Raw genomic sequence first — 26,972 nt, forward strand, 5'->3', positions numbered from 1 at the left:
GGACGTGTGATGAAAAAGTTTTTCAAGAAAGTCGGCGCATTCTTGCGTCAGACCTGGGTCTGGACCTTGCTGCTGGTGCTGTTCGTCGCGCTGCTGGTGTGGTTCGTCGGGCCGCTGCTGGCGGTCAATGACTACAAGTTCTGGGAAGGTTCGACCTCCCGCCTGCTGACCATCAGTGTGCTGTTCCTGATCTGGGGCCTGACCATGGTCTTCGTCAGCTGGCGCGCTGGCGTACGCAAAAAGGCTATCGAAGACACCGAGGACGGCCAGGACCGTATCCGCCGTGAAGAGCTGATCGACGAAGAGCAGAAAGAGCTTCGCGTACGCTTCAAGGATGCGTTGAAAACCCTGAAGACCTCGAGCCTTTATCGCGGTCGCAGCGAACGCTGGCGCAGCGATTTGCCGTGGTACCTGTTGATCGGTCCGCAGGGCAGCGGCAAGACCAGCCTGCTGGACTTCTCGGGCCTTGAGTTTCCGATCAACAAGATCGACCGCAAACTGACCCGCGACACCCTCGGCACCCGTCATTGCGATTGGTATTTCGCCGACCACGGCGTGCTGATCGACACCGCCGGGCGTTACCTGACCCAGCCGGATGCAGAAGTCGATGGCAGCGCCTGGAGCACCTTGCTCGACCTGCTGCGCAAGCGTCGCCGCAACCGTCCGTTGAACGGTGTGCTGGTGACCATTCCGGTGGAAATGCTGCTGGGCAACACCGAGCAAGACCTCGACACCCTGGCTCGCCAAGTGCGTGCCCGTCTGCAAGACGTGCATCAGAAACTGCACGTCGATGTGCCGGTTTATCTGGTGCTGAGCAAGGCTGACAAGCTGCTCGGCTTCGACGACTTCTTCGATCAACTGACCCGCGAAGAAAGCGATCAGGTGCTCGGCACCAGTTTCCGCAAAGAGCAGAGCGGCACCGACGTCGCCGTGCTGCGCGCCGAGTTTGAAGATCTGCTGCGTCGCCTGAACAGCCAAGTGATCATGCGCATGCACCAGGAGCGCGACACCCAGCGCCGTGGCCGCATCCTCGACTTCCCGCATCAACTGGGGCAGATCGGCGAGCGCCTGTGCCTGTTCGTCGACATGGCGTTCACCGGCAACCGCTACCAGCGTGTCAGCCAGTTGCGCGGTTTCTACCTGACCAGCGCACCGCACCTGACTCAAGAAATGGACCAGACCACCGCGGGCATCGGCGCCAATCTGGGCATGAACGCTGGCGTGCTGCCGACCTTGCGCAGTGGCCGTTCGCGCTTCATTCACCATTTGCTGAGCCGCGTTATCTTCCCGGAAGCCGATCTGGCCGGTCTGGACAAGCGCGAACGCAGTCGCATCCATTGGGGCCAACGTGCCCTGTACGTAGGCGCATTGGCGGCGCTGGCACTGTTCGGCATGCTGTGGGCGGGCGGATTCTCGGCCAACTACGAGCGTCTGGAAAACCTGCGTAACCTGGCTCAAAACTGGACTCAACAGCGCTCGGCCCTGACCGCGCGTGATGATTCCATGGCAGTGCTCAAGACCCTCGACACCAGCTACGCGGCGACTCAGGTCTTCCTGAAAAAAGGTGATGTGTCGTACCACGAACGTGGCGGCCTGTACCAAGGCGAAGAGGTCCACCCGGTGGTCAAGGAGGCCTACGAGCGTGAGCTTGAAGCGCAACTGCTGCCGAAGGTTGCGACGCTGCTGGAAGGGCAGATCCGCGCCAACATGAAGGACCGCGAACGCCTGCTCAACAGCCTGCGTGCGTACCTGATGCTGAACATGAAAGACCGTCGCGACGGCCCGTGGCTCAAGGATTGGGTGGCCACTGAATGGTCCCAGCGTTACGCCGGCAACACCGCCGTGCAGAACGGTTTGAACACGCACTTCGAGCGTTTGCTCAAGCAGCCGTTTATCTATCCGCTGAACGATCAACTGGTGGCCCAGGCGCGTCAGGTGTTGCGCAGCGAGTCGCTGGCCAACGTGGTTTACCGGATGCTGCGCGAGCAGGCTCGCAACCTGCCCGAATATCGCCTCAGCCAACACTTGGGCCCGCAGGGTGCGCTGTTTGTTGGCACCGAATACGTGATCCCGGGTTTCTACACCCAACAGGGTTATCAGCAGTACTTCTCGGTTCAGGGCAGTGCGCTGGTCACCGATATCCTGCGTGACAACTGGGTGCTGGGCGAAGGCTCGGGCATCAGCGGCATGGATTTGCGTCGCCTGATGGTCGAACTGGAGCAACTGTACTTCCGCGACTACGCCAACTTCTGGAGCGAAGCGGTCGGCCAGGTTGCACTGCCTCCAATCAGCGACTTCAGTGAGGGCGCCGAGCAACTGGCGGGCCTGACGTCCGCCAACTCCCCGGTGCTGCAACTGCTGGTGGAAGTACGCGAAAACACCCGTTTCCCGGTGATCGCCGACAGCGCTGATGAAGCTGCCGAGGCGGCGGACAAACTGGGCGAGAAGGGCGGCAAGCTCGGCAAACTCGCGGCGGCTGCGGCTGACAAAGCCGCAGACATGACCAAGAACCTGCCGGACACCGCGAAGAAATCCCTGCAACGCCGCTTCGAACCGCTGCACCGTTTGCTGGATGACAACAACGGCCCGGCCGCTGATTTGACCCCGGCCCTGACGGCGCTCAACGACCTGCAACTGCAACTGGCGAGCCTGGCGCGTGCCAGTGCGCCGGAACAGGCTGCGTTCGAAATGGCCAAGTCCCGCATGAGCGGCCAGCGTGATGCGCTGAGCAACTTGCGCAATGCCTCCAACCGTCTGCCGCGTCCGGTCAGCGTGTGGTTCAACGTACTGGCTGAAGACACCTGGCGTCTGGTGCTGAACGATTCCTACCAGTACCTGAACCAGCGTTATCAGAGCGAGCTGTACAGCTTCTATGGCAAGGCGATCAACAAGCGTTATCCGTTCAGCGCCCACAGCACCAGCGACGTTGCGATCAGCGACTTCCGCGAGTTTTTCAAGGCGCAGGGCATCAACGATCGCTTCTTTGATACCTACATGCGTCCGTTCGTGAGTGGCGATCCAGGCAACTACCGTCTGCGCAGCATCGACGGCCACAGCATGCCGATCTCCAAGGTCTACCTCGACCAGATGGCCGCGGCACAAGTGATTCGCCAGAGCTTCTTCTCGATCAATCCGGCCGAGCCACAAGTGCAGTTCAAACTGGAGCCGTACACCCTCGACCCGGCCGTCAGCCGTTCCGAGTTCAAGTTTGGCGACAAGACCATCGAATACCGCCACGGCCCAATCGTGCCGGTGTCGTTCAAATGGCCGACCGATGCTGAAGACGGTCGCACCAGCCTGGTCCTCGACAAAATGGCCGGCCGCCCGATCGGCATCGAGAAGAACACCGGCCCATGGTCGCTGTTCCGTCTGTTCGATTTGATGCAGACCGAGTACCTGAGCGGTCGCGACGTGCTGGTGCTCAAAGCTGATGTAGGCGGCCTGCGCGCCAACTACTTGCTGTCGAGCCAGCGCACACCGAACCCGTTCGACATGGGCGTGCTGCGTACCTTCCGTATGCCGGTGCAGCTCTGATGCTGGTTGCCAGTCCCTGGCGCAGCGCTGCGCGCACCGATCCGGGCAAGGTTCGGGCGCGCAACGAAGATGCTTTCCTGGACTGCCCACAGCAGGGGCTGTGGGTGGTCGCGGATGGCATGGGCGGTCATCAGGGTGGCGACATCGCCAGCCAGTTGATCGTCGCCAGCCTGGCGGAATTGCCGGTGCAGGACGACTTCGACGAACGACTCAAAGGCATACGCCAGTGCCTGCACTGGCTTAACCGCCGCTTGGGTCAGGAGTTGACCGTCACGGCCGGGCGCCACGACAGCATCATGGGCAGCACCGTGGTGGCGCTGCTGGTGGAAGGTAATCGCGCGGCCTGCATCTGGGCCGGCGACAGCCGTTGCTACCTGTGGCGTGGCCAGCGGTTGTATCAGCTGTCCAAGGACCATTCGCTGCAACAGCAACTCATCGACGAGCAACAGATGAGCATCGAGGACGCCCGTGCGCATCTTTCGGCCCATGCCCTGACCCGTGCGGTCGGAGCAGCCGATGTGCTGACTCTGGACGTGCTCGAACTCGAGGTTTACCCCGGCGATACGTTTCTGTTGTGCAGCGACGGTTTGTACCAGGGCTTAAGCACCGATGCCTTGGGCAACGCCCTGAGCCTGACCGCGCCGCACGTTGCGCTGGAGCGTCTGTTCGACGGCGCTCTGCGTGGCTCGGCTCGGGACAATCTGACTGCCGTGGTGATCCGAAAATGACTCAACTCATGCCGCCGCTCGACGACCTGCTGGTGACTGACGAGGAAGCCAATAACCTGACTTACTTTGCGTTTGCCAAGCCTCTAAACGGAAAGCCGCGTAAAGCAGAGCCAGCAACGGCGCCAACAAAGGCCAGCGTCGGCGAAATGCCGGACGTACTCGCAGGCCGTTACCGCATCGAGCGCCTGCTCGGTGCCGGCGGCATGGGCGCGGTTTACCGCGCACGGGATCTGCTGAGCGAACAGTTCGGCGACCCCGACCCTTACATCGCGCTGAAAATCCTCAGCGAAGAATTTGCCGAATCGCCGGACGCCAGTGCCTTGCTCTACAGCGAGTTCGCCCTGACCCGACGCCTGCGCCACGACAACGTGCTGCGTTTGCACAGCTTTGAAGTGGACACCGATTGCCAGCGCGCCTTCATCACCATGGAACTCATGCGTGGGCTGACCCTGGACAAATTACTCTGCGAGCGGCCGCTGGGACTGCCGTGGAAAGAACTGCGCGACATCGCGCTGCCGCTGCTCGACGCGCTGGCCTTCGCCCACGCTCGCGGCGTGCTGCACGGTGACATGAAGCCAAGCAATGTGATGCTCAGCGAAGAAGGCGTGCGCCTGTTCGACTTCGGTCTGGGCCAGGCCGAGGAGGGCATCTTGCCCGGCCTGCCACACCTGAGCCGCAACCGCTTCAACGCCTGGACCCCCGGCTACGCCGCCCCCGAACTTCTCGAAGGCCAGCCGCTAACGGCTAGTGCCGACGTATACGGTGTGGCCTGCGTGCTTTACGAATTGGCGGGTGGCAAACACCCATTCCGGCGCTTGCCATCGACCGAGGCCCGCGACGGCAACCTGGAACGCGAGCTGCACGCACCGCGAAACCTACCGAAACACTGCTGGCCAGTCCTGCGAACGGCGCTGGCTTTTGATCCGGCTGTACGCGCCACCACAGTTTCCCATCTTCGGCATGTCTTGGGAGAGCCGACGTCGTGGCTTAAAAAATGGGCGCCATCATCGAGATAGCCTTTTGTCCTTCGACTAGGCTTTTATGCCATTTGGTACCAGATGACTGGGCGGCGGAGGCTGTCATGAGCGCCAGGAAAAAAAGATGTTGTAGCCAATGAGGCTGCCAAAGAGGTCAGCCTGAAAAGAACGGTCAAACCACGCAACCTTAAAGTTGCCGTAACCGCTTTGAAAGACAGCCAACAGGCGGTGAACGTGACGAAAAAAATTCGCCTGGCACCCCACAAATGGTTGCGGTCTTGCTCGCTGGAAAAGTGGGTGATGATCGTATGGAAATCTACAGGGCCGTTACTAATGGTTTCCCGCTTCAGTCAGTGCTCAATATGATCGAAAACAGCGAGGTGTATCAGCAACGCGGCGTGCTGTCGAGGATCGTCGGCGCGTCTGATCGCACGCTTGCGTGGTAGCTGAAAACATGAAGTCTTGAGCCCGGAGCAGAGCACGCGTGCGTTCTACTATGCCGAGGTGTTGGAGAAGGCCACGGATGTGCTGGGTTCGCGTGAGCTTGCCGAACGATGGATGGTCAAACCTGCCCGCGGCCTGGATGGTGAGATGCCCATCGACTTGATTGCCAACTCGGTGGGGTATGAGTTGGTGACTGACTTTCTGACGCGTGTTGAGTACGGGGTCTATTGATGGCTAAAGTCCCTTTTAGCAGTGAGATTCACTTCTGGCGCCGTCACAGGGCATTTGGGCGTGAGGGCTGAAAAGGTGGGGGGGCGCTGGACCCCTAAAGGCCTGGCCACGGTTTATGCGAGCCTGGATACCTCTACGGCTGTCCTTGAGGTGGCGGTACATAAGGATTTCGATGCACTGGATTGCAAACCTCATCGCTTGACGCAGGCCCGCGCGCTGGACCGGTCGAGGATTCATGTGGTGCAGCGCGATAGCATTGGAAATTGCTGATGAACCCGCAACTGGCCAATGAGCTGTATGAGGTGGTCTTGCAAGAACCTTTTGCTCTGGATGGGCGGCTTAATCCACCAATTGTCTGAAGGTCAGGGCAGAACCAGACGAGCACTTGGCGTGCCGGTGTTACAAATTATGTCGCAGCAACTGGACGCCATTCCCGGCCTTATGGCATCGTCGAGCCAACAGACCATGCAGTGAACGGGATCGTAATGATGGAGGAGGGGATCAAGGTCGACGGCAACGCAACGATGGTCACGCTCAAGGCGTTCAATCATTGCGTATTGCACCTTGGCCGGCTGGCGCGGGAGAGCGGGGCGTCGCGATTCATCGCCGATGGCCTGCAGGCATTCGGTCAACTGGTGCCCTTCGCGTCTGCCTGGTGGGGCGAGATGTCGACCCCAGGTCCTGATGTTCCCCCTCAGAGCTGGATGCACGGCAGCATCAATCTCCCCGAATCCTTTGCCGCCGAATGGCATCCGGTGGCGGCAAACGATCAGTTCTCCCACGCCACGCTCAATCGTCCCGGTGAGGTGGTGCGCGACAACGGTTTCAACGACCCGTGCGAGGCGGTCAACGATTTCGCCCGGCGCTACGATCTCTACCACTTGATGAGCATCACCTATGAGCTGCCCGAAAGCGGCTTGATGTTTTTCGTCTGCCTCTACCGTGGCCTGGATGAACAGGCGTTCGAGGAGAACGAAGCCGAGCTGTTTTCGGCATTCTGCGATCACCTGTTCCAGCTGTGGCGGTTCCAGGTGCAGGACATGATCCGCTTCGATAGCGAAAACGGTGCGAGTGATTTTGGCGTCGCGCGCTTGGACGGCAGCCTGCTGTATGTGGGCGCCAGGTTGTGCGCCGCCATTCAACGGGAACTACCCGGCTGGAGCGGTTCAATGCTGCCGGGCGAGGTGATCGCGCAACTGTCGAAGGCACCCTGCGTGATCCGCCTGGGCCGTTGCGCCCTGACCCTGAGCCCCAACGCCGGACACGTCATCCTGTCCCTGGAAGCGCCGTCGGGCGGGGACGGCCTGGCGCCACGGGAACGTACGGCAGCGATGCTGTTCGCCGCCGGCCATTCCTACAAGGAAATCGCCAAGATGCTCGCCCTGAGCCCCGCGACCGTGCGCACCTATTTGCGTAACTGCTACTTGCAGCTGGGTGTGAAAAGCAAGGTGGAACTGGGTTCGGCCCTGCGTTCGCCGGGTGCGCTGGCGGAGTCCGTGCGCCGGGATTAATCCCAGCCGTTTCAATTATTTGCCTTACCCCTCCTCATTTGCAGAGGTCCATTCGAACGCTGCGCCCTATAGGGTAGGCCCTGTCTATCAGGGGCTGGCGCAGTCGCTTCGGGCCGCTTCAAAACAATAAGAACAGGGGTGAGGCATTTGAGACTTTCCAGGCTTTTTGTCGCCGTTGCGGCGACGACGGCATTTTCCGGCATGGCGCTGGCGGCGACACCCGCCGACACGGTCATGCGCAATGGCTACGTCTACACCGTCGATGGCCAGAGTTCCGTGCAGCAGGCCATTGCCATTTCGGGCGGCAAGATCGTCTATGTCGGCAGCGATGCGGGGGTCGACGCTTACATCGGCAAGCAGACACAACGGATCGACCTGGCCGGACGCATGCTGATGCCGGGCTTCGTCGATGCGCACATGCACCCGGGGGATGGCGGTCGCGCCATGACCTTGTGCGACCTGAAATACCAGACCATGACCCGCGCGCAGTTTCAGGCGAGCATCCAGGCCTGCCTCGATGCCGACAAGGACAAGGGCCCGGACGTGTGGCTGGAAGTGGGCAGCTGGGACCGCATGGGCATGACCGGGCTCGACGGCGACGCCGACAAATCGACCCTGGACGCGCTCAAGACCAAGCGTCCGATCCAGGTGCGCTCCACCGACTTCCACACCGTGCTGACCAACTCTCGCGGCCTGGAACTGGCCGGCATCAACAAGAACACCGCCGATCCCGAGGACGGCAAATACCGACGCGACAGCGCCGGCAATCCGAACGGCATCTGTGAAGACGGCGCCGCCGAATCGTTGGCCGCCGTGGTCCCGCCTGCGACCGACGCGGAAAAACTCAATCAGGTTCGTGCAGCCCTCGACGCCATGCGCCAGCAAGGCATCACCAGTTTCATGGATGCGCTGTCCGGCCCGGAAAACGGCAAAGCCTTCACCAGCCTGCAAAAGTCCGGCGAGCTGACCGCCCGGGCCTTGCTGGCGATCAAGCTGGACCCGGCCGCCGCTGCCGCCGACCCGGTGAAAACCATCGCCGAGGCCAAGGCCCTGGCCAGCACCTACGACCAGGGCGAAGTGAACGTCGCGCCGGGCGTGAACATGCGCCACGTCAAACTGTTCATGGACGGCATCATCAATGCCCCGGCGGACACCGGCGCCATGTTGACCCCGTACCTGCACAACAGCGGCACCGACAAGGCGCCGAAGTGGACGCCGGGCAAGAACCTGGGCGAACTGTATTTCCCGCCGCAAGTGCTCAATCCGTTGTTGCTGCAAGCGGTCAAGGCCGGTCTCGACCCGCACCTGCACGCTACCGGCGAGCGCGCGGTGCGCGATGCACTGGACAGCGTGGCCTACGTGCGCAAGGAGCTGCCCGGTACTGATTTCCGCCCGGCCATCGCGCACGCCGAGTCAGTCGACCCTGCCGACTATTCGCGCTTCAAGGCACTGGACGTCACGGCCACCATGTCGTTCCAGTGGGCGCAGCAGGCACCGTCCACGGTCGACGGTACCAGTGATCACCTTGGCGCCGCGCGATTTGCGCGCATGGAGCCCTCGGGCAGCATCGCCCATGCCGGTGGTCGAGTGGCGTTTGGCAGCGATTGGCCGGTCGATCCGCTGGATGAATTCCTGGCGCTGAAAGTCGGTGTCACCCGTTCCGGCGACCCCACCAATCCGCACAGCTACGGGCCGAAGTATGCCGGGCGACTCAACGCCGATCCGGCGCTGTCGCGAGCCGAAGCGCTGCGCAGCATCACCCTCAGTTCCGCCGAACAGTTGAAGCTCGACGCGGTGCTGGGTTCGGTCGAAGTCGGCAAATTCGCTGACCTGATCGTGCTGGACAAGAACTTCATGCAGGTGCCCGAGGAGGAACTGGGCCGCAACGACGTGCTGCTGACGCTGGTCGGCGGCAAGGTCGTGTGGGCCAAGGCGCCGTTCCTCGGGCTTGCGCCACACGTGGTTTCCCAAGCGGTTACTTCCCGATCCGCCCCATAAAAACTAGAGAGCGTTCCGATGCGATTGATTCCAAACCTGTTGGCCGCCGCGCTGGCCCTGTCGTCGGTGCAGGCCATGGCCGCCGCTGACCTGGTGTTGTTCAACGGCAAGGTCTTTACCGCCGAACCCGGCCAGGCACTGGTGCAGGCTGTTGCGGTGCAAGACGGCAAGATTCTGAAAGTGGGCAGCGATGCCGAAATCAATGCCCTGGCCGATGCCAAGACCCAGCGCATCGACCTGGCGGGCAAAGTGTTGATGCCGGGCATGATCGACACCCACAGCCACCCGGTCTCGGGCGCTTTCGACAGCATGAAGGCCAACCTGCTGGACGAGGTCAAACCCTTGCCGGAACTGGAGCAATGGTTGATCGAAGAGGACAAGGCCGGACGTGCTCGCTCCGGTGATGTGATCAGCGTGGCCGGGGTCAGTTCGGCCTACTGGGAGAAAAGCCGTGAGCTGGGCAAGGTGTTCAACCAGGGGCGCTGGGCCGATCAGCCCATCGTCTTCAGCGGCATCGACGGGCACACCGGTTGGGCCAACAACGCGATGCTCAAGCGCCTGAACATCGACGCGGCGCTGGTCAAGAGCCTGCCGGAGAAAGAACGCGGCTACATCGGCCATGAAGCGGACTTCACGCCGAACGGCTACTTTGCCGAATCCCGCTGGGACGTGGTGCGCAACGGTATTCCGGCGCCTACCCCGGAGGCCATGCTCAAGGCCGCTCGCGAGGCGGTGAAGATCAACAATCAATTCGGCGTCACCGCTTGGATGGACGCGGCGGCGAACGGCGGCAGCGAAGATTCGCTGTTCGATTTCCATGCCACCGCGGAAAGTGTCGGCGTGCTGCCGCTGTACAAGGAGCTGGCGCAGAACGGCGAACTCAGTGCCCACGTCGCCGCGTTGATGGTCACCAATCCGAAGAGCAAGCCTGCCGACCTGGAAGTGATCGCCACGGTGATGAAGCAGTTCGAGGGCGTGCCTAACCTGACGTTCCCCGGCATCAAGGTGTTTGTCGACGGCATTCTTGAATTCCCCGGGCAAACCGCAGCGGTCATCGTACCGTTCAAGAACAGCCATAAAAATGGTCAGTTGCTGACCGACCCGGCGCACTTTGGCGAACTGGTGGTGGCGGCGGAAAAACGCGGCTGGATCGTGCACATGCATGCCGTCGGCGACCGCGCGGTGCGTGAAGCGCTCAATGGCGTGGCGTATGCGCGCAAGCTCAGCCCGACGCCCGTGCCCCACAGCATTGCGCACCTGCAATTGGTCAACCCCAAGGAGTTTCCGCGCTTCAAGCAACTGGGCGTGATCGCCTCGATGCAACTGCTGTGGGCCACCGGCGAGTCCTACACCGTCGAACTGGTCAAACCCTACATCAGCGCCTTTGCCTACGGTTACCAGTATCCCGCGCGGTCCCTGCATAACGCCGGCGCGACAATTGCAGGTGGCAGCGACTGGCCGGTGTCGAGCGCCAACCCGTTCAACGCCATTGCCCAGGCCAGCACACGCAAGGGGCCGTTGGGCGTACTCAATGCCAAGGAAAGCATCGACCGCCAGACCATGTTCTACGCCTACACCATCAACGCGGCGAAAACCCTGCGCCTGGAGCAGCAGATCGGTTCGCTGGCACCGGGCAAGCAGGCTGACCTGATCATCCTCGACCGCGATGTGTTCAAGGTCAGCGATGACGACCTGTTCGAAACCAAAGTCCTGAACACCTTCTTCGCCGGCAAGCAGGTCTACGCCCCCGCGTCCTGACCTGCGAACACCCAGCACCCGCAAAAACCAGCCAGCCCCTCGTAGCGCGAGGGGCCTGGCATCGCCATGCCTGAAATTCCCCGTACGCCATAACAACAAGAGAACTGTATGAACGCACTTTCAGCATTGACCCTCGCGACACTGGCATTGATTCCCCTGAGCAGCCAGGCCCTGACCCTCAACGATGATTTCAGCCTGGAAATGACCCTGGGCGTCGTCAGCGATTACCGTTCCCGGGGCATCTCGCAAACCCTGGGCGATCCGGCGGTACAGGGTGGCGCAACGCTGCTGCACAGCAGCGGCCTGTACATCGGCGCCTGGACCTCCAACGTGGATTTCGGCGGCGGCTTCGACACCCGGCAGGAGCGTGAGTACTACGCCGGTTACTACTGGCAGGCGACGGACGCGATCAGCCTGGACCTGGGTTACATCAAGTACGACTACCCGAAAAATTCCGAATTCAACCTCAGCGAAATCTACGCCGTCCTCGACCTGTACGGCGTGAAGCTGGGTGCCTATTACTCCAAGGACACGCCGAACGTTTTCGGCGAAGACCAGGACACCCTCTACACCTACGTCGGCTACAAGTTCACGCTGCCGGCCGAAGTCGGCCTGGAGTTGCGCGTGGGACGCAACGACGTGAAAGACCCGGCTTTCTGGTCCGCCAACGGCGACAACCGCGAGGCCTACTACGAGTGGGAGGCCAAGTTGACCCGTGATTTTGTTGGCGTGACCTGGGGCCTGAGCTATGTCGACACCGACCTGACGAAGAGTGAATGCAGTGGCTGGTATGGCTATAACGACCTGTGCTCGGCCACGGTCGTTGCAAGTGCCACCAAGACCTTCTAAGTTCAACCCCGACAACAAAAACAGCTCCTCAAAGGAAACATCGTCATGAGTGCGCAACGCAGTCCCCTGGTCGAGACCCGCTCGATCGATTTCATTCCCGAGGCTGAACGACACGGCAGTCTCTACAGCCAGTTCACCCTGTGGCTCGGCGCCAACCTGCAAATCACTGCCATCGTCACCGGCGCCCTGGCCGTGGTGCTGGGCGGCGATGTGTTCTGGTCGCTGATCGGCTTGCTGATCGGGCAAGTGCTCGGCGGTGCCGTGGTGGCGCTGCACGCGGCGCAAGGGCCGAAGCTCGGCTTACCGCAGATGATCTCCAGCCGAGTGCAGTTCGGCGTGTATGGCGCGGCCATCCCGATTGTCCTGGTGTGCTTGATGTACCTGGGTTTCAGCGCCACCGGCGCGGTGCTGTCGGGGCAGGCGATCGCGCAGTTGATCAGTGTCAGTGACAGCACCGGCATCCTGATTTTCGCGGCGTGCATCGCGTTCCTGACGATCTTCGGGTATCGGGTGATTCACCTGGTCGGGCGTGTAGCCAGCGTGCTGGGCATCATCGCCTTCGCCTACCTGTTCACCCGGTTGATGACCCTCAACGACATCGGCCTGCTGCTGGACAATCGTCATTTTGCCTGGAGCACCTTCCTGCTGGCGGTTTCGCTCTCGGCGTCCTGGCAGATCGCTTTCGGCCCCTACGTGGCAGACTACTCACGCTACCTGCCGAGCAAGACTTCGTCGTGGAAAACCTTCACCGCCGTGGGCCTCGGCACAGTGCTGGGGGCTCAGACTTCGATGGTGCTGGGGGTGTTCGCCGCCGCACTGGCCGGGGCGAATTTCCGTGGGCACGAAGTGGCGACGATTGTCGGCCTGGGCAGTAGCGGTGTGATCGCGTCCTTGCTGTACCTGAGCATTGTGTTCGGCAAGGTCACGGTGTCCACCCTCAACGCCTACGGCAGTTTCATGTGCATCGCCACCATCATCAGTGGCTTTCGTCGTCGCCTGGAAATCACCGCCCGCCAGCGCATGCTGTTTGTGCTGCTGATCGTCGCGGCGTCCACCGCGCTGGCATTGTTGGGGCAGTACTCGTTCCTCAACTCGTTCAAGTACTTCATCCTGTTTTTGCTGACGTTCTTCACCCCGTGGAGCGCGATCAACCTGGTGGATTACTACTTCATCAACAAGGAGCGTTACGACATCCCGGCGCTGTCCGACCCGAACGGGCGCTACGGTCGCTGGAACGTGCTGGGGATCAGCGTGTACGTGATTGGTGTGTTGATCCAGTTGCCTTTTGTCGACACCCATTTCTACTCTGGGCCGATGGTTGCGCAACTGGGCGGCGTGGATATTTCCTGGATTGTCGGGCTGCTGGTGCCGGGTGTGATCTATTACGCGCTGGCCAAGCCGTCGATGAGTGGCGTGGTGGTTGAGCGAGGTTAATACCAGCATTTGTGGCGAGGGAGCTTGCTCCCGCTGGACTGCGCAGCAGTCCCATTTTTTGGGGCCGCTTCGCGCCCCAGCGGGAGCAAGCTCCCTCGCCACAGGATCAGCGTTTACAAGTTAGCGCTTCGGCAGTTTCCAGCGCTCACGCAACTGCTCGTACTGCGCTTCAGGCAGTTGCACCAGCACCGGGGATTTGCCCGGGTCCAGCCAATCGAACAACCGCGCGATATCCGCCGGGTCCATGGCCGTACAGCCACGGGTCGGCGCCGTGGGGCCGCGCCAGATGTGGAAGAAAATGCACGAGCCGGCAGCGGGAGTGGCCGGGGTGTTGTGCTGGATGACGATGCCTTGGCGGTACAGCTCATCCGAGCGGCGCATCCGTTCGGAGCTGTTCCAGTCCTTTTCGACGACCGCTCCGTCGACCAGTTCGTTGTAACGCGTGGATTGGCTGTCATCCACGCATTCGATGGTCGGTGTCAGCGACAGATAGGGCAGGCGGGTTTCGGCCGAAGGCGCGTAGCCAAACGCCGTGCCCAGCTTGAACATTCCAGCCGGCGCCTTGCCATCGCCTTCCTGTTTGACCGGCCCTTCAGGTTGCCCGATATCGAGCAGCCCCTTGCCCCAACCCATGCCGTTCTTGCCGAGCACCACTGCAAAGGGCGCTTCGAATTTCTGCAAGGTCTGCCCGTGCCGTTCATAGCGCTGGGCTGTACCCTGGATGTCATCCCAGCCTTTACTGGTGACCACGATCAGTTGGTCGCTGCCGTCGAGTCCCTGGGCCATTGCAGCCAGCGGAAAAAGCAGCGCTAACAGGGTTTTGATCAGAGGCTTCATGGCTGCAGAGGCGTGATGGGGAAGTCCATGACGTCCGGCTTCTGCGGATTCCCGCTGTACGTGAAGTGCCACCACTCGGCCGAATAACCGACAAAGCCTTCCTTGGCCATGGCACTGGCCAGGCGCTGGCGATTGGCTTTGGCCGTGGCGTTGATCAGCGCCGAGTCGGTATGCGCCCGCTCATCGAAGCAATCGAAACCGGTGCCCATGTCGAGCGCGCCGTCGTGCCAGCGCTGGCCGTAAGGGGCGGTGCAATCCACCGGCGTAGCCGAAGGTGTCCAGCTGTCGGCGGGCAGGGCGTCGGGGCCGGTCATCGTCAGGTCGACGGTGTTGCCCCGGGAATGATTGGACACCCGGGCCACATACCCCAGACGCCAGAAGTCTTGCTTGTCGACCCGTGGATAGAACTCGGTCTTCAGCGGGTCACTGGGGTCGGTGGCGAAGCGGCCCATGTCCGCCACCGCACGCTTGGGTCGATAGCAGTCGAATACCTTCAAGCCGTAGCCTTCGGCTTTCAGTGAGCTTTGCACTCGGGCTAACGCTTTCGCAGCATCCGCCGACAGCAGGCACTCCGCCGCCTGGTAACCGTCGAGCGGATGCCCGGTGAAATTGTGCGCGCCGGCGTAGCGGATGTCCTGCTCGATGCCCGGGTCGACGCTGCGCACATACACCATGTGCCCGGGTTTCGACTCGTTGGCCATGCACGGCGTGGCTAGGCTCAGGCACAGCAACAACAGACAGGGTGAACGCGACATCGGAAACGGCTCCATGCATGACCAGTCATTCCATCATGGCTTGAAACCGTCCGTACCTCCATGAAGTTGTTGATCGGCGTGATAGGACGAACGCACCAGCGGCCCGGACGCCACGTTCTTGAAACCCATGCGCGTACCTTCCTCGGCGAACCAGGCAAAGGTGTCCGGGTGTACGAAGCGCTGCACCGGCAAGTGACTGCGCGAGGGTTGCAGGTATTGGCCGAGGGTCAGCATGTCGATGTCGTGCTCGCGCATGCGCTGCATGACCTCGATGACTTCCTCGTCGGTTTCGCCAAGGCCCAGCATCAGGCCGGATTTGGTCGGCACATGCGGCACCGCTTGCTTGAACTTTTGCAGCAAGTCCAGCGACCACTCGAAGTCCGAACCCGGCCGCGCGGCCTTGTACAGGCGCGGTACGGTTTCCAGGTTGTGGTTGAACACATCCGGGGGCTCATTGGCGGTGATCGCCAGGGCCACGTCCATGCGTCCGCGATAATCCGGCACCAGGGTTTCCAGTTGAATGCCGGGCGACAGCTTGCGGATTTCCCGCAGGCAATCGACAAAGTGTTGGGCACCACCGTCGCGCAAATCGTCGCGGTCCACCGAGGTGATCACCACGTACTTCAGGCGCAGCTCGGCGATGGCCACGGCCAGGTTCATCGGTTCGTTGACGTCCAGCGGCTTGGGCCGGCCATGGCCGACATCGCAGAACGGGCAGCGACGGGTGCAGATGTCGCCCATGATCATGAAGGTCGCGGTACCACCGGAGAAACATTCACCGAGGTTCGGGCACGAGGCTTCTTCACAAACGCTGTGCAGCTTGTGCTTGCGCAGCAGCTGCTTGATCCGGTCGACCTCGGGAGAGATCGGCATGCGCACGCGAATCCAGTCGGGTTTGCGCGGGAATTCATCCGTGGGAATGATCTTCACCGGAATCCGCGCAACCTTTTCCGCGCCGCGCAGTTTGGTGCCGATTTCCACTTTCGCCGGGCTCTTGCCGGTCGATTCGACAATGGCATTCATCGTTATTTCCTTGTGCAACAGCCGCAGAACCTGTGGGAGCAAGCCCGCTCCCACAAGGGGTTTTGTGTTGTGTGCTCAGTCGCGGTAGACCGGGAAGTCCGCGCACAGGGCAGCGGCTTGGCGGGCGACATTGGCCTCGATATCGGCATCGCCCAAGTGATCGAGGATGTCGCAGATCCAGCCGGCCAGGGCGATGCTCTGCGCTTCCTTGAAGCCACGGCTGGTGATCGCCGGCGTACCGATGCGCAGGCCGGAGGTCACGAACGGCGATTGCGGATCGTTGGGCACGGCGTTTTTGTTCACAGTGATGCCGGCGCGACCGAGGGCTGCGTCAGCGTCCTTGCCGGTCAGGCCTTGGCGGATCAGGCTGACCAGGAACAAGTGGTTATCCGTGCCGCCGGACACCACGTCATAACCGCGCTCGATAAACACCTGCGCCATGGCCTGGGCGTTACGGATCACTTGTGCCTGATAAGTCTTGAATGCTGGTTCCAGCGCTTCCTTGAAACACACGGCCTTGGCGGCGATCACGTGCATCAGCGGGCCGCCCTGACCACCGGGGAATACCGCGGCGTTGAGCTTCTTCTCCAGCTCCGGGTTGGCCTTGGCCAGAATCAAACCGCCGCGCGGGCCGCGCAGGGTCTTGTGGGTGGTGGTGGTGACCACATCGGCGTAGGGCAGCGGGTTCGGATACAGACCGGTCGCCACCAGCCCGGCGACGTGGGCCATGTCGACGAAGAAGTACGCGCCGACCTTATCGGCGATCTGGCGGAAGCGGGGGAAGTCCAGGGTCTTCGAATAGGCCGAGAACCCGGCGATGATCATCTTCGGCTTGTGCTCGACCGCCAGGCGCTCGACTTCGTCGTAGTCGATCAGGCCCGTGGTGGTGTCGATGCCGTACTGCACGGCGTTGTACAGCTTGCCGGAAAAACTCACCTTGGCGCCGTGGGTCAGGTGACCGCCGTGGGCCAGGCTCATGCCCAGCACGGTGTCGCCGGCTTGCAGCAGGGCCAGATAAACCGCCGCGTTGGCCTGGCTGCCGGAGTGCGGCTGGACGTTGGCGTAATCGGCGCCGAACAGTTGCCTGGCGCGGTCGATGGCCAGTTGCTCGACCACATCGACATGCTCGCAGCCACCGTAGTAACGCTTGCCCGGATAGCCTTCGGCGTACTTGTTGGTCAGGCCACTGCCCTGGGCTTGCATCACCCGCTGGCTGGTGTAGTTTTCCGAGGCGATCAGTTCGATATGGTGTTCCTGCCGCGCATCCTCGGCGTTCATCGCCGCCAGCAGTTCGTCGTCATAGCCTTTGATCTGGTCGTGTTTGCTGAACATGGTGTAGTCCTTTTTCGGATTCGGGAAATGCCCAGGGGGCTTCAAGCGTCGGCGTGTTCTGCGGTCAGGCGTTCATAGGCGTCTTGATCCAGTAAATCGCCCAGCGCCTCGACATCGACCGGTTTGAAGCGAAAGAACCAGCCTTCGCCCAATGGGTCTTCGTTGACCAGTTCCGGGGTGCTCTCCAGCGTCGCGTTGATCTCGACCACTTCACCGTCCAGCGGCATGCCGATACTGCTGGCGGCTTTCACCGATTCCAGCACCGACACTTCAGCGCCTGCATCGAAGGCGCCCAATTCAGGCACTTGAACGAACACCACATCCCCCAGCGCCTGCTGGGCAAACGCCGTGATGCCGACGGTGACCAGGCCATTGCTCTCAAGGCGCAACCATTCGTGATCGACGGTAAAACGCAATTGGCTCATATCAACTCCTTATTGTTTTAAGGCTCGTGGCGGGGCGACGAGCGGGGTTGGAGGAGTGATAGCAAGGGCGGTGCCAAGGTTGATTAGTTGTTTTAAATCAATGACTTGAAGTTATTTTATTAAGTGCGAGAGATTTAATCCGTATTGAAATCAATACAGACAAGCAGGGCTGTGGGCGCAGACGCCGTAAATGCGGGTAGGAAAGGTTTTGTCTTGATTTCGCTACGCTGTATCGATTTGAAGACGGAGAATTCAGCAACAACACTGATCCCCTGTGGGAGCGGGCTTGCTCGCGAATGCAGTGTGTCATTCACCATCCATGTTGTCTGACACGACGCCTTCGCGAGCAAGCCCGCTCCCACATTTTGCCTGCGTGAGGCTTACGGTTTGTTGGGAATGCCGTACTTGCGCAAGCGAATGGCGATGGCGCTATGGGACGTCTGCAACCGCGCCGCCAGCAACCGACTGGACGGATAGCTGCGATACAGCTGTTCCAGCAGGTTTTTCTCAAAGTCGCCAACGGCCTCTTCCAGGCTGCCGACTTCGCCGTCGTTTTGCCGTTCAACGGCGGTGCGGGCGATGTCCAGGTCGTCGATGTCCACCAGCGGGTTTTCGCAAATCGCCGCCGCGCGAAAGATCACGTTTTGCAGTTGCCGCACGTTGCCCGGCCAGCGGTTGCCGAGCAGGGCGCTGAAGGTGCTCGGTGCCAAACGACACGTCGGTCGCTGGATCTGCGCGCAGGCCTGTTGCATGAAGTGATTGGCCATCAGCAGGATGTCGTGACCGCGCTCGCGCAGCGGCGGCACTTGCAGGTTGAGCACGTTGAGGCGGTAGAACAGGTCTTCGCGAAAACGCCCTTCGGCGACCATTTTTTCCAGGTCGCGGTGGGTCGCGCTGAGCACCCGCACATTGACCCGGACCTCTTTGTCGCCACCGACCCGGCGGAAGCAGCCATCGCTCAAAAAACGCAGCAACTTGGCTTGCAGGTAGGGCGACATTTCCCCCACTTCATCGAGGAACACCGTGCCCTGATCGGCCAGTTCCAGCAGGCCGAGCTTGCCGCCCCGTTGCGCGCCGGTGAAGGCGCCGGGGGCGTAGCCGAACAGCTCGCTTTCGGCCAGGCTCTCCGGCAGTGCCGCGCAGTTCAGGGCCAGAAACGGCGCGTCGTGCCGTGGACTGATCGCGTGGCAGGCGCGGGCCACCAGCTCCTTGCCGGTGCCGGTTTCACCCTGGATCAGCAACGGCGCATCGAGGGCCGCCACCCGTTGGGCGCGGGCCTTGAGCGCACGGATCGGCGGCGATTCGCCAAGCAGCGCATCGAAGCCTTCGGCATGGTCATGGTGCAGCGCCGACAGGCGTTCACCGATGCGATTGGGTTGATACAGGGTGAGCAGGGCGCCGGCGTCGGTGATCGGCATCGCGTCGAGCAGCAGCGTTTGGCCACCGAGGCTGACCTCGTGCATCGGCAGGCGGAAATGCTGAGCGATCAAGGTGCGTTGCAAATCGGCATCGTCGAACAGCGCGGTCAGCGATTCACCGGCCGGTTCGCGGCCGCAGAGGGCGATCAGCGCCGGGTTGGCCAGCAGCACATGGCCGCGGTCATCCACCGCCAGCACCGGGTCGGAACTGGCTGCCAGCAACGCGTCCAGTTGCAGGCGCCGGCGTTGCCCTGGAAGGATGTCGACCATGGTCACCGCTTGCACGCCGTGCACGCCGAAAAGCGCCTCGCGCAACTCCTCCAGCACCTCGGCGCCGAGGGTCGGCGCATCGATGTAGACGTTCGGCGGCACCATCTCCACGGCGTCCAGGTTGAAACTGCGTCCACCGAGCAGGGCCAGCACTTCCTGGGTGATGCCGACGCGGTCGATGAAGGTGACGTGGATGCGCATGACGGGCCTGCAAGGTTGATGAACCGAATCAGTATGCCCGGCAAAATTTGAATTTGGCGAGTGTCACATCACGGCTTGCCGGTTTTACGGGTGCTGGCGGCCAGGTCCTCGAGGAACGCCTGGAGGATCGGTGGCGGTGCCGTGCCGCGTCGGGTGATCACGTCGAACGGCGACTTCAGGCGCAGGCTCGCGGGTGCCAGTTGATGCATCTCGCCGCTCTTGACCCACTGGGCGGCGAAGTGTTCAGGCAGAAAACCCAGGTAGGCGCCGGAAATGATCAGGATCGCGGTGGCTTCGATGTTGTCCACGGTGGCGGCCGCCTTGCTGACGCCCAGGTGTTCGAGGTCGTATTGCTGCATGTAGCCGCGCACGACGATCCGCCCGGCAGCGACTTCTTCGAGCAGCTCCTCACCTTCGGCGTGGCTGCCGTACAAGGGGTGACGCCGGCCGCAATACAAGCCCAGGGCTTCCTGGTACAGCGGTGATTGCAGCAGGCCCGGCACATGGATCGGAAAGTGCCCGATGGCCAGGTGCAGGCGACCGTCGAGCACCCGTTCTTCCAGTTCCGCCGGGGTGCCGACGTACACGTTCAGGTGCACGTCATGGCCCCGTGAGACGAAGCGCTGGGTGGTGCGCGGGATCGGCGAGTCCGGGTCGGTAATCGTGGTGTCGATGATCCCCAGGTTGAGCTTGCCGCTGATGTGCTGCTTGAGCACGTCGGCGTCCATGCAGAAGTTTTCCACCGCCGACAGCAGGCGCTGGGTGGCTTCATGAATGGCCACCCCTTGTTCGGTCAGGCGAAAGCCGCTGCGCCCGCGCTGGCAGAGCTTGACCCCGAGGCGGGTTTCCAGGTGGGTCATCTGTTCACTGATGGTCGATTGCCCGGCATTGAGCGCCGCCTGCGCGGCCGAGAAACCGCCGCAGCGGACAATCGTGGCAAACACCCTGAGCAGTTTCAGGTCGACATCGTGCAGCTGGATCATCTTGGACCTCCGGCATGGGGATGCATCGGGAATACCGATATGAGTATCTGATGTTTAGCATTTTTTCCACGAAAACCTGCGCCCATAGTCTTTCCAACGGCGGTCGCCTTGCAGTCCGCCAAGCCGATAACAAGAAGTGGAGAGGCTAGAAATGTCGAACAACGGTTATGAATCCGGTCGCCTGAACCTGCCATTCGTAGGTCATTGCACCTTTGGCAAATCCCCGGTGTGCACCGATTGGGATGCACTGGATGCCGACGTCGCGGTGCTCGGCGTGCCCAACGACATGGGCACCCAGTGGCGCTCCGGCGCACGCTTCGGACCACGCGGGATTCGCGAAGCATCGACGCTGTTTTCCTTCGGCCACGCCGGCGCCTACGATCACGAAGATGACGTGATGTACCTCACCGCATCGGACGTGCGCATGGTCGACGTCGGTGATGCCGACATCGTCCACACCGACATGGCCACCAGCAACAAGAACACCGAATACGCCGTGCGCAAGATCCTCGATGCCGGCGTGATGCCGGTGGTGCTCGGCGGCGACCACTCGGTGCACGCGCCAGTGATCAAGGCCTTCGAAGGCCGCGGCCCGATCCACATCATTCACTTCGATGCGCACCTGGACTTCGTCGACGAACGCCACGGTGTTCGCTACGGCCACGGCAACCCGCTGCGCCGCGCCTCGGAAATGAACCACATTGTCGGCATGACCCAGATGGGCATCCGCAACGTGTCGTCGTCCAACCGCGACGACTACGAAGCGGCTCATGAAGCCGGTTCGAAAATCCTCTCGGTGCGTGACGTGCGTCGCCTTGGCGTCGAGGGTGTGCTGGCGCTGATCCCGCAGGACATCAACTACTACATCACCATCGACATCGACGGTTTCGACCCGTCCATCGCCCCCGGTACTGGCACCCCTAGCCACGGTGGCTTCCTCTACTACGAAGTGCTGGAAATCATCCAGGCCCTGGCCAAGCGCAGCAAAGGCAACATCGTCGGCATGGACCTGGTGGAAGTGGCACCGGTCTACGACCCGACCGGCATGACTTCGATCCTCGCCGCGCAACTGCTTCTCAACAGCATCGGTTTCATCTTCCACGAGCGTGGCAAGGTGCGGGCCGCCGCCGAGAGCGAATCGACTCCAGCCTGATCATCGAAACCACATAAACCCGGCAGGCCCTGACTGCCGGGCAGAGAGAACAAAAATGGACACGATCGTCAAAAGTTACCTGCAGAAATTCGGCGTCAGCGAAGCCACCCAGACCTTCCTCAGCAAGGTTCAGAAAATGTTCATCGGCGGCGCATGGGTCGAAGCCAGTGACGGCCAGACTTCCGATGTGATCGAACCCTCGACCGAAGGCCTGATCACCCGCATTCCCATGGGCACCACCGAGGACCTGGACCGTGCCGTACAAGCCGCCCGCGCCCAGTTCGACGGCGGCGCCTGGCGCCAGGCCAAACCAGCCGAACGCGAGCGCATGATGCAGCGCCTGGCCGACCTGATCGAGCAGAACGCTGCTGAACTGGCGGAAATCGAATCCATCGACATGGGCAAATCCGTGGCCTTCGCCAAGGACGTCGACATCCAGGGCACCGTCGATACCCTGCGTTACTTCGCCGGCTGGGCCACCAAGCTCCACGGACGTACCGTCGAACCCTCGCTGCCGGGCAACTACCTGGCTTATACCCGCAAGGAAGCGGTAGGCGTGGTCGGCGCCATCGTGCCGTGGAACTTCCCGCTGCAAACCATGGCCTGGAAGCTCGGCGCGGCGCTGGCGACCGGTTGCACCGTGGTTGTCAAGCCTGCCGAACTGACTTCGCTGTCGGCCCTGCGTTTCGCTGAACTGGTGCAGGAAGCGGGCATTCCGGATGGCGTGATCAACATCGTCACCGGGCGCGGCAGCGTGGTCGGTGCGGCCATGGCCACCCACCCTGGTATCGACAAACTGACCTTCACCGGCTCGACCCCAGTGGGCCAGACTGTCGGCCGCGCAGCGCTGGATGACATGAAGCGCCTGACCCTCGAACTCGGTGGTAAATCACCGGTCATCGTCTGCGCCGACGCCGACATCCCGGCCGCCGCCCAAGCGGTCGCGAATGGCGTGTTTTTCAACTCCGGGCAGGTATGCGACGCCGGTACACGGGCCTATATTCATAGCAGTGTCTACGACGAATTCCTGCGCGAGCTGATCGCCTACACGCGCACCCTGAAAATGGCCCCGGGCCTGGATCCTGATTGCTTCATCAGCCCGCTGGTTTCGGCCCTGCAAAAGCAGCGCGTGACCGAGTACATCGAAACTGGCAAGGCCGAAGGCGCCGAACTGGTCTACGGCGGACAACCGGTCGATGGCCCTGGCTTCTTCGTCGAGCCGACCATCTTCGCCAACTGCCGCAACGACATGCGCATTGTCCAGGAAGAAATCTTCGGCCCGGTGCTGGTCACCGCACCGTTCGACGACGAGGAAGAAGCGCTGGCCCTGGCCAACGACTCGCCCTACGGCCTGGCGGCGGCACTGTATTCCAACGACCTGGGCAAGGTGCACAGCCTGATTCCACGCTTGAAAGCAGGCTCGGTCTACGTCAATGCCCACGGCACCCTCGATCCGTCGATGCCGTTTGGTGGCTACAAACAGTCCGGATTCGGCAAGGACCTGGGCGCCGAGCAGCTCGATTACCTGCTCGAAACCAAGGCGGTGTGGATCACGCTGCCAAGCTGACGCCACCCCTTGTGGGAGCGGGCTTGCTCGCGAAGAGGCCGGCACATTCGACATCTATGTTGCCTGACCCACCGCTTTCGCGAGCAAGCCCGCTCCCACAGGTTTCGTACTAACGCTGAAGGCAATTGAGCCTTTGAAATTCGGGAACGGCAAGGACGCGCCCCGGGAGTCGTTCACCCGAAAGAACGCGGTTATCTCGTCATGATCTTCCAACAATAAGAGTCCATCATGAACACTAACGCCAAGTCCGCCCCGAGCGTGTCCAGCCTCGACGAAAAATCCGTCGTCGAGGGGCATTCGATTGATTTCATCCCCGAGAACGAGCGCACTGACAAGCTGGCCAGTCAGGGCCCGTTCTGGTTCCTCGGCAATTTCACCTTCTTCACCATGACCATCGGCTTCGTTGGCCCAAGCGTCGGCCTGACCGCGCTGTGGACCACGCTGGCCGGTACGCTGGGCATCATGTTCGGCACACTGTTCATGGCGTTTCACGGCTCCCAGGGCCCGCACCTTGGCTTGCCGCAGATGATCCAGTCCCGTGCGCAGTTCGGTTATCGCGGGGTGATCCTGGTGCTGCTGGCGACGCTGTTCGTGTTCGCCGGCTTCAACATCGTCAACCTGGTGCTGATGATGCAGGGGCTGCATACGCTATTCGGGTTCAACCCGGCGGTGATCGCGGTGGCGGTGACCATACCGGCGGCGGTGCTGGCGATTCTCGGCCATGACTGGATGCACCGCAGCTTCAAATGGGCGTTGTACCTGTCGTTGCCGCTGTATGGCCTGGTGACCGTGGCGGTGGTGATGGGCTGGGTGCCGGATGCAGTGCTGCCGGCACTCGCGGAAGGCGAAGTGGCCCGGGAGCCGCTAGGTTTCAACTGGACCGGTTTCATCGCGCAATTTGCGGCGGCCGCCAGCTACAACATCGCCTATGCGCCTTATGTGTCGGACTACTCGCGCTACCTGCCGAAAAACACCTCCAGCGGCAAGCTGATTGCCGTGGTGTTCCTCGGGGCTTCGCTGTCCGGTGCGTGGATGATTTCCGTGGGTGGCTGGCTGGCCGATCACCTGCACTCCACTGACGTGCTGGTGGCCCTTGGGCAAGTTGGCAACACCGTGTCGCCGCTGGTGGGCACGGCGGTGGTGGTGGTCACCATCCTGGCGTTCCTGCCGGTGATCGCGATGAACATCTACAGCGCCAAGCTGACCACGCTGACCTGCGTTGACTCGATCAAGCACATCGAACCAACACGCAGGGCACGCATCCTGGCCATCGGCTTCGTGATCCTGCTGCAACTGGGCGTGGCCCTGAGCATCCAGAGTTCCGGCAAAGGCCTGTCGGTGCTGGGGATCTACCTGGTGGTGATGCTGTACTTCCTGGTGCCCTGGACCTCGGTCAACCTCACTGACTACTTCTTCGTGCGCAAGGGCCGCTACGCCATCCCGCACTTCTTCATGCCCCACGGCAACATCTACGGCAGCTGGGGACTGCGCGGTATCGCCGCCTATGCCATCGGTTTTATCTCGATGATCCCGTTCTTCTACATATTCGACGGCGTTGAACAACGCGAGGTGTATGTCGGCCCGCTCGCCAAGGCGCTGGGCAGCATCGACATCGCCTGGCTGGTCGGGCTGATCGTATCGGGCCTGGCGTACTACTGGCTGAGCCGCTCGATTGATCTGAAACGCGAAGAAGCGGTGATCCAGCAGATCGAGAAGAACTCCCCGCAATACACCACCGGTGACACGCTGACCCACAAACAGCAGCCACAGCCGGTATTCACTGAATCGACGGTCGGGAGATAGTCATGACCACGCAAAAAATGGCTACGCAAAAATACGACTACATCATCATTGGCGCAGGCTCGGCAGGTTGTGTGTTGGCCAACCGCCTGAGCGAAGACCCGGCCACCTCGGTGCTGGTCCTGGAATTCGGCGGCAGTGACAAGAGCGTAGTGATCCAGATGCCGAGCGCATTCTCGATCCCGATGAACACCAAGAAGTACAACTGGCGCTACGAGACCGAGCCGGAGACCCACCTCAACGGCCGACGCATTCACTGCCCACGGGGCAAGGTGCTGGGCGGTTCGTCGTCGATCAACGGCCTGGTGTACATCCGTGGCCACGCGCTGGACTTTGACGAGTGGGAATCCCTGGGTGCCGAAGGCTGGGGCTATCGCAACTGCCTGCCGTACTTCAAGCGCGCCGAGAGCTACGAGTCGGGCGGCGATAGCTATCGCGGGCAGACCGGGCCGCTGCACACCACCAACGGCAACCACATGAAAAACCCGCTGTACGGCGCCTGGGTCGAAGCCGGTGCCGAAGCGGGCTACATCAAGACCGAAGACTGCAACGGCTACATGCAGGAAGGTTTCGGTGCCATGCACATGACCGTGAAGAACGGCGTGCGCTGCTCCACGGCCAACGCCTATCTGCGCCCGGCCATGGGCCGTCCGAACCTGACGGTGATCACCCACGCGATGACGCGCCAGATCATTCTTGAAGGCAAGCGTGCGGTGGGGGTCATGTATGACCACGGTGGCCAGACTCACCAGGTGTATTGCAACCGTGAAGTGCTGATCTCGTCCGGGCCAATCGGCTCGCCGCACCTGCTGCAACGCTCCGGCATCGGCCCGGCGGACGTCCTGCGCAAGGCCGGGATCGGCGTGCGCCATGACCTGCCGGGGGTAGGGGAGAACCTGCAGGATCACGCCGAGGTGTACATCCAGTTCGGCTGCAAGGAACCGGTGACCCTCAACAACAAGATGGACCCGCTGAGCAAGCTGATGATCGGTCTGCGCTGGCTGCTGTTCAAGGATGGCCTGGGCGCCACCAACCACTTCGAGGCCGGTGGTTTCATCCGCTCCGAGAAGGGCCTGCGCTGGCCGGACATCCAGTTCCACTTCCTGCCGGCGGCGATGCGCTACGACGGCAACAAGCCGATCAAGGGCCATGGCTTCATGGTGCTGACCGGTCCGAACAAACCGAAAAGCCGTGGTTATGTGCGCGTGCGCTCGGCCGATCCGTACGAGCATCCGGAAATCCGCTTCAACTATCTGGAGCGGGAAGAGGACCGCGAAGGTTTCCGCCGCTGCATTCGCTTGACCCGCGAGATCATCGGCCAGAAAGCCATGGACCGCTTCCGCGACGGCGAAATCGCCCCGGGCGCGCAGGTGACCAGCGATGAAGACCTCGACGCCTTCGTGCGCGACAACCTGGAAAGCACCTACCATCCATGCGGTTCGTGCCGCATGGGCGAGGACGACATGGCGGTGGTCGATTCCGAATTGCGCGTGCGTGGCATCGCCGGTCTGCGGGTGATCGATTCGTCGGTGTTCCCGACCGAGCCGAACGGCAACCTCAATGCGCCGACCATCATGCTTGCTGAGCGGGCGTCCGATCTGGTGCGTGGCGCACAGATGTTGCCGTCAGCGGATGTGCCGGTGGGTCTGGTCGAAGGCTGGGAAAGCAGCCAGCGTACTTCGTTGCCAGGGCGTAATGTGCGCGTTTGACCGCAACCCGCAATCCAATGTGGGAGCCTAATGTG

General features: G+C 61.8%; 21 protein-coding genes. 14 read left to right on the forward strand and 7 right to left on the reverse strand.

Annotated elements, in window-relative coordinates; genetic code table 11:
• Positions 1 to 9: 9 nt before the first annotated feature.
• The 10 genes from tssM to KGA85_RS02495 all read left to right on the forward strand — a co-directional run bounded on the left by tssM (position 10) and on the right by KGA85_RS02495 (position 13,464).
• A complete protein-coding gene (gene tssM, locus KGA85_RS02450) occupies positions 10 to 3,534 on the forward strand; it encodes a type VI secretion system membrane subunit TssM (protein WP_223542884.1) in 3,525 nt (1,174 codons plus the stop codon).
• Entirely contained in the window at positions 3,534 to 4,262 is a 729-nt protein-coding gene (locus tag KGA85_RS02455; RefSeq protein WP_223542885.1) for a PP2C family protein-serine/threonine phosphatase, read from the forward strand. Before tssM ends, KGA85_RS02455 begins: the two co-directional genes overlap by 1 nt.
• Complete coding sequence (locus KGA85_RS02460) at positions 4,259 to 5,278, forward strand: serine/threonine-protein kinase (protein WP_223542886.1); 1,020 nt, start codon at positions 4,259 to 4,261, stop codon at positions 5,276 to 5,278. Before KGA85_RS02455 ends, KGA85_RS02460 begins: the two co-directional genes overlap by 4 nt.
• A gap of 423 nt (positions 5,279 to 5,701) precedes the next feature.
• Complete coding sequence (locus KGA85_RS02465) at positions 5,702 to 5,914, forward strand: antitoxin Xre/MbcA/ParS toxin-binding domain-containing protein (protein ID WP_223542887.1); 213 nt, start codon at positions 5,702 to 5,704, stop codon at positions 5,912 to 5,914.
• Positions 5,915 to 5,989: 75 nt separating this feature from the next.
• On the forward strand, positions 5,990 to 6,184 hold the full coding sequence (locus tag KGA85_RS02470) for an RES domain-containing protein (RefSeq protein WP_223542893.1): 195 nt from the start codon (positions 5,990 to 5,992) through the stop codon (positions 6,182 to 6,184).
• Between the two features lie 218 nt (positions 6,185 to 6,402).
• Positions 6,403 to 7,425: a helix-turn-helix transcriptional regulator gene (locus KGA85_RS02475; RefSeq protein ID WP_223542894.1), complete on the forward strand. Its 1,023-nt coding sequence runs from the start codon at positions 6,403 to 6,405 to the stop codon at positions 7,423 to 7,425.
• Between the two features lie 201 nt (positions 7,426 to 7,626).
• Positions 7,627 to 9,423 carry an amidohydrolase gene (locus tag KGA85_RS02480; RefSeq protein WP_223454097.1) on the forward strand — a complete coding sequence of 599 codons (1,797 nt, stop codon included), beginning with the start codon at positions 7,627 to 7,629 and terminating at the stop codon, positions 9,421 to 9,423.
• Between the two features lie 18 nt (positions 9,424 to 9,441).
• Positions 9,442 to 11,181 (forward strand): amidohydrolase, encoded by a 1,740-nt coding sequence (locus KGA85_RS02485; RefSeq protein ID WP_223454016.1) that lies wholly within the window; start codon positions 9,442 to 9,444, stop codon positions 11,179 to 11,181.
• 108 nt (positions 11,182 to 11,289) lie between these two features.
• Positions 11,290 to 12,030: a TorF family putative porin gene (locus tag KGA85_RS02490; RefSeq protein WP_223454018.1), complete on the forward strand. Its 741-nt coding sequence runs from the start codon at positions 11,290 to 11,292 to the stop codon at positions 12,028 to 12,030.
• Positions 12,031 to 12,075: 45 nt separating this feature from the next.
• Complete coding sequence (locus KGA85_RS02495; protein ID WP_223454020.1) at positions 12,076 to 13,464, forward strand: purine-cytosine permease family protein; 1,389 nt, start codon at positions 12,076 to 12,078, stop codon at positions 13,462 to 13,464.
• Positions 13,465 to 13,584: 120 nt separating this feature from the next.
• On the opposite strand, the gene KGA85_RS02500 is transcribed toward KGA85_RS02495, so the two are convergent.
• From KGA85_RS02500 to KGA85_RS02530, 7 genes are all read right to left on the reverse strand, one after another.
• A complete protein-coding gene (locus KGA85_RS02500) occupies positions 13,585 to 14,301 on the reverse strand; it encodes a L,D-transpeptidase (protein ID WP_223454022.1) in 717 nt (238 codons plus the stop codon).
• Positions 14,298 to 15,056: a M15 family metallopeptidase gene (locus tag KGA85_RS02505; RefSeq protein WP_223531865.1), complete on the reverse strand. Its 759-nt coding sequence runs from the start codon at positions 15,054 to 15,056 to the stop codon at positions 14,298 to 14,300. Before KGA85_RS02505 ends, KGA85_RS02500 begins: the two co-directional genes overlap by 4 nt.
• 33 nt (positions 15,057 to 15,089) lie before the next feature.
• On the reverse strand, positions 15,090 to 16,079 hold the full coding sequence (gene lipA, locus KGA85_RS02510) for a lipoyl synthase (RefSeq protein ID WP_223454025.1): 990 nt from the start codon (positions 16,077 to 16,079) through the stop codon (positions 15,090 to 15,092).
• A gap of 75 nt (positions 16,080 to 16,154) precedes the next feature.
• The gene (gene glyA / locus KGA85_RS02515; RefSeq protein WP_218496242.1) at positions 16,155 to 17,411 is read right to left on the reverse strand and encodes a serine hydroxymethyltransferase; all 1,257 of its coding nucleotides are present in this window, start codon (positions 17,409 to 17,411) and stop codon (positions 16,155 to 16,157) included.
• A gap of 41 nt (positions 17,412 to 17,452) precedes the next feature.
• The gene (gene gcvH, locus KGA85_RS02520; protein WP_008049323.1) at positions 17,453 to 17,836 is read right to left on the reverse strand and encodes a glycine cleavage system protein GcvH; all 384 of its coding nucleotides are present in this window, start codon (positions 17,834 to 17,836) and stop codon (positions 17,453 to 17,455) included.
• Between the two features lie 380 nt (positions 17,837 to 18,216).
• Positions 18,217 to 19,725, reverse strand: coding sequence for a sigma-54-dependent transcriptional regulator (locus KGA85_RS02525; RefSeq protein ID WP_223454027.1), 1,509 nt, complete (start codon positions 19,723 to 19,725; stop codon positions 18,217 to 18,219).
• 68 nt (positions 19,726 to 19,793) lie between these two features.
• Complete coding sequence (locus KGA85_RS02530; protein ID WP_150725973.1) at positions 19,794 to 20,708, reverse strand: LysR family transcriptional regulator; 915 nt, start codon at positions 20,706 to 20,708, stop codon at positions 19,794 to 19,796.
• A 151-nt stretch (positions 20,709 to 20,859) separates the two neighbouring features.
• Between KGA85_RS02530 and speB the strand changes: the two genes are divergently transcribed.
• The 4 genes from speB to betA all read left to right on the forward strand — a co-directional run bounded on the left by speB (position 20,860) and on the right by betA (position 26,937).
• Positions 20,860 to 21,861 (forward strand): agmatinase, encoded by a 1,002-nt coding sequence (speB, locus tag KGA85_RS02535; protein ID WP_223454028.1) that lies wholly within the window; start codon positions 20,860 to 20,862, stop codon positions 21,859 to 21,861.
• Between the two features lie 55 nt (positions 21,862 to 21,916).
• The gene (locus tag KGA85_RS02540) at positions 21,917 to 23,428 is read left to right on the forward strand and encodes an aldehyde dehydrogenase family protein (RefSeq protein ID WP_223454030.1); all 1,512 of its coding nucleotides are present in this window, start codon (positions 21,917 to 21,919) and stop codon (positions 23,426 to 23,428) included.
• Between the two features lie 228 nt (positions 23,429 to 23,656).
• Positions 23,657 to 25,231 carry a purine-cytosine permease family protein gene (locus KGA85_RS02545; protein WP_223454032.1) on the forward strand — a complete coding sequence of 525 codons (1,575 nt, stop codon included), beginning with the start codon at positions 23,657 to 23,659 and terminating at the stop codon, positions 25,229 to 25,231.
• Between the two features lie 17 nt (positions 25,232 to 25,248).
• The gene (gene betA, locus KGA85_RS02550) at positions 25,249 to 26,937 is read left to right on the forward strand and encodes a choline dehydrogenase (protein WP_056723862.1); all 1,689 of its coding nucleotides are present in this window, start codon (positions 25,249 to 25,251) and stop codon (positions 26,935 to 26,937) included.
• Positions 26,938 to 26,972: the final 35 nt, after the last annotated feature.

It is taken from the genome of Pseudomonas sp. GL-B-12 (assembly GCF_019955895.1).
In the GTDB taxonomy this organism is placed as follows: Bacteria; Pseudomonadota; Gammaproteobacteria; order Pseudomonadales; family Pseudomonadaceae; genus Aquipseudomonas.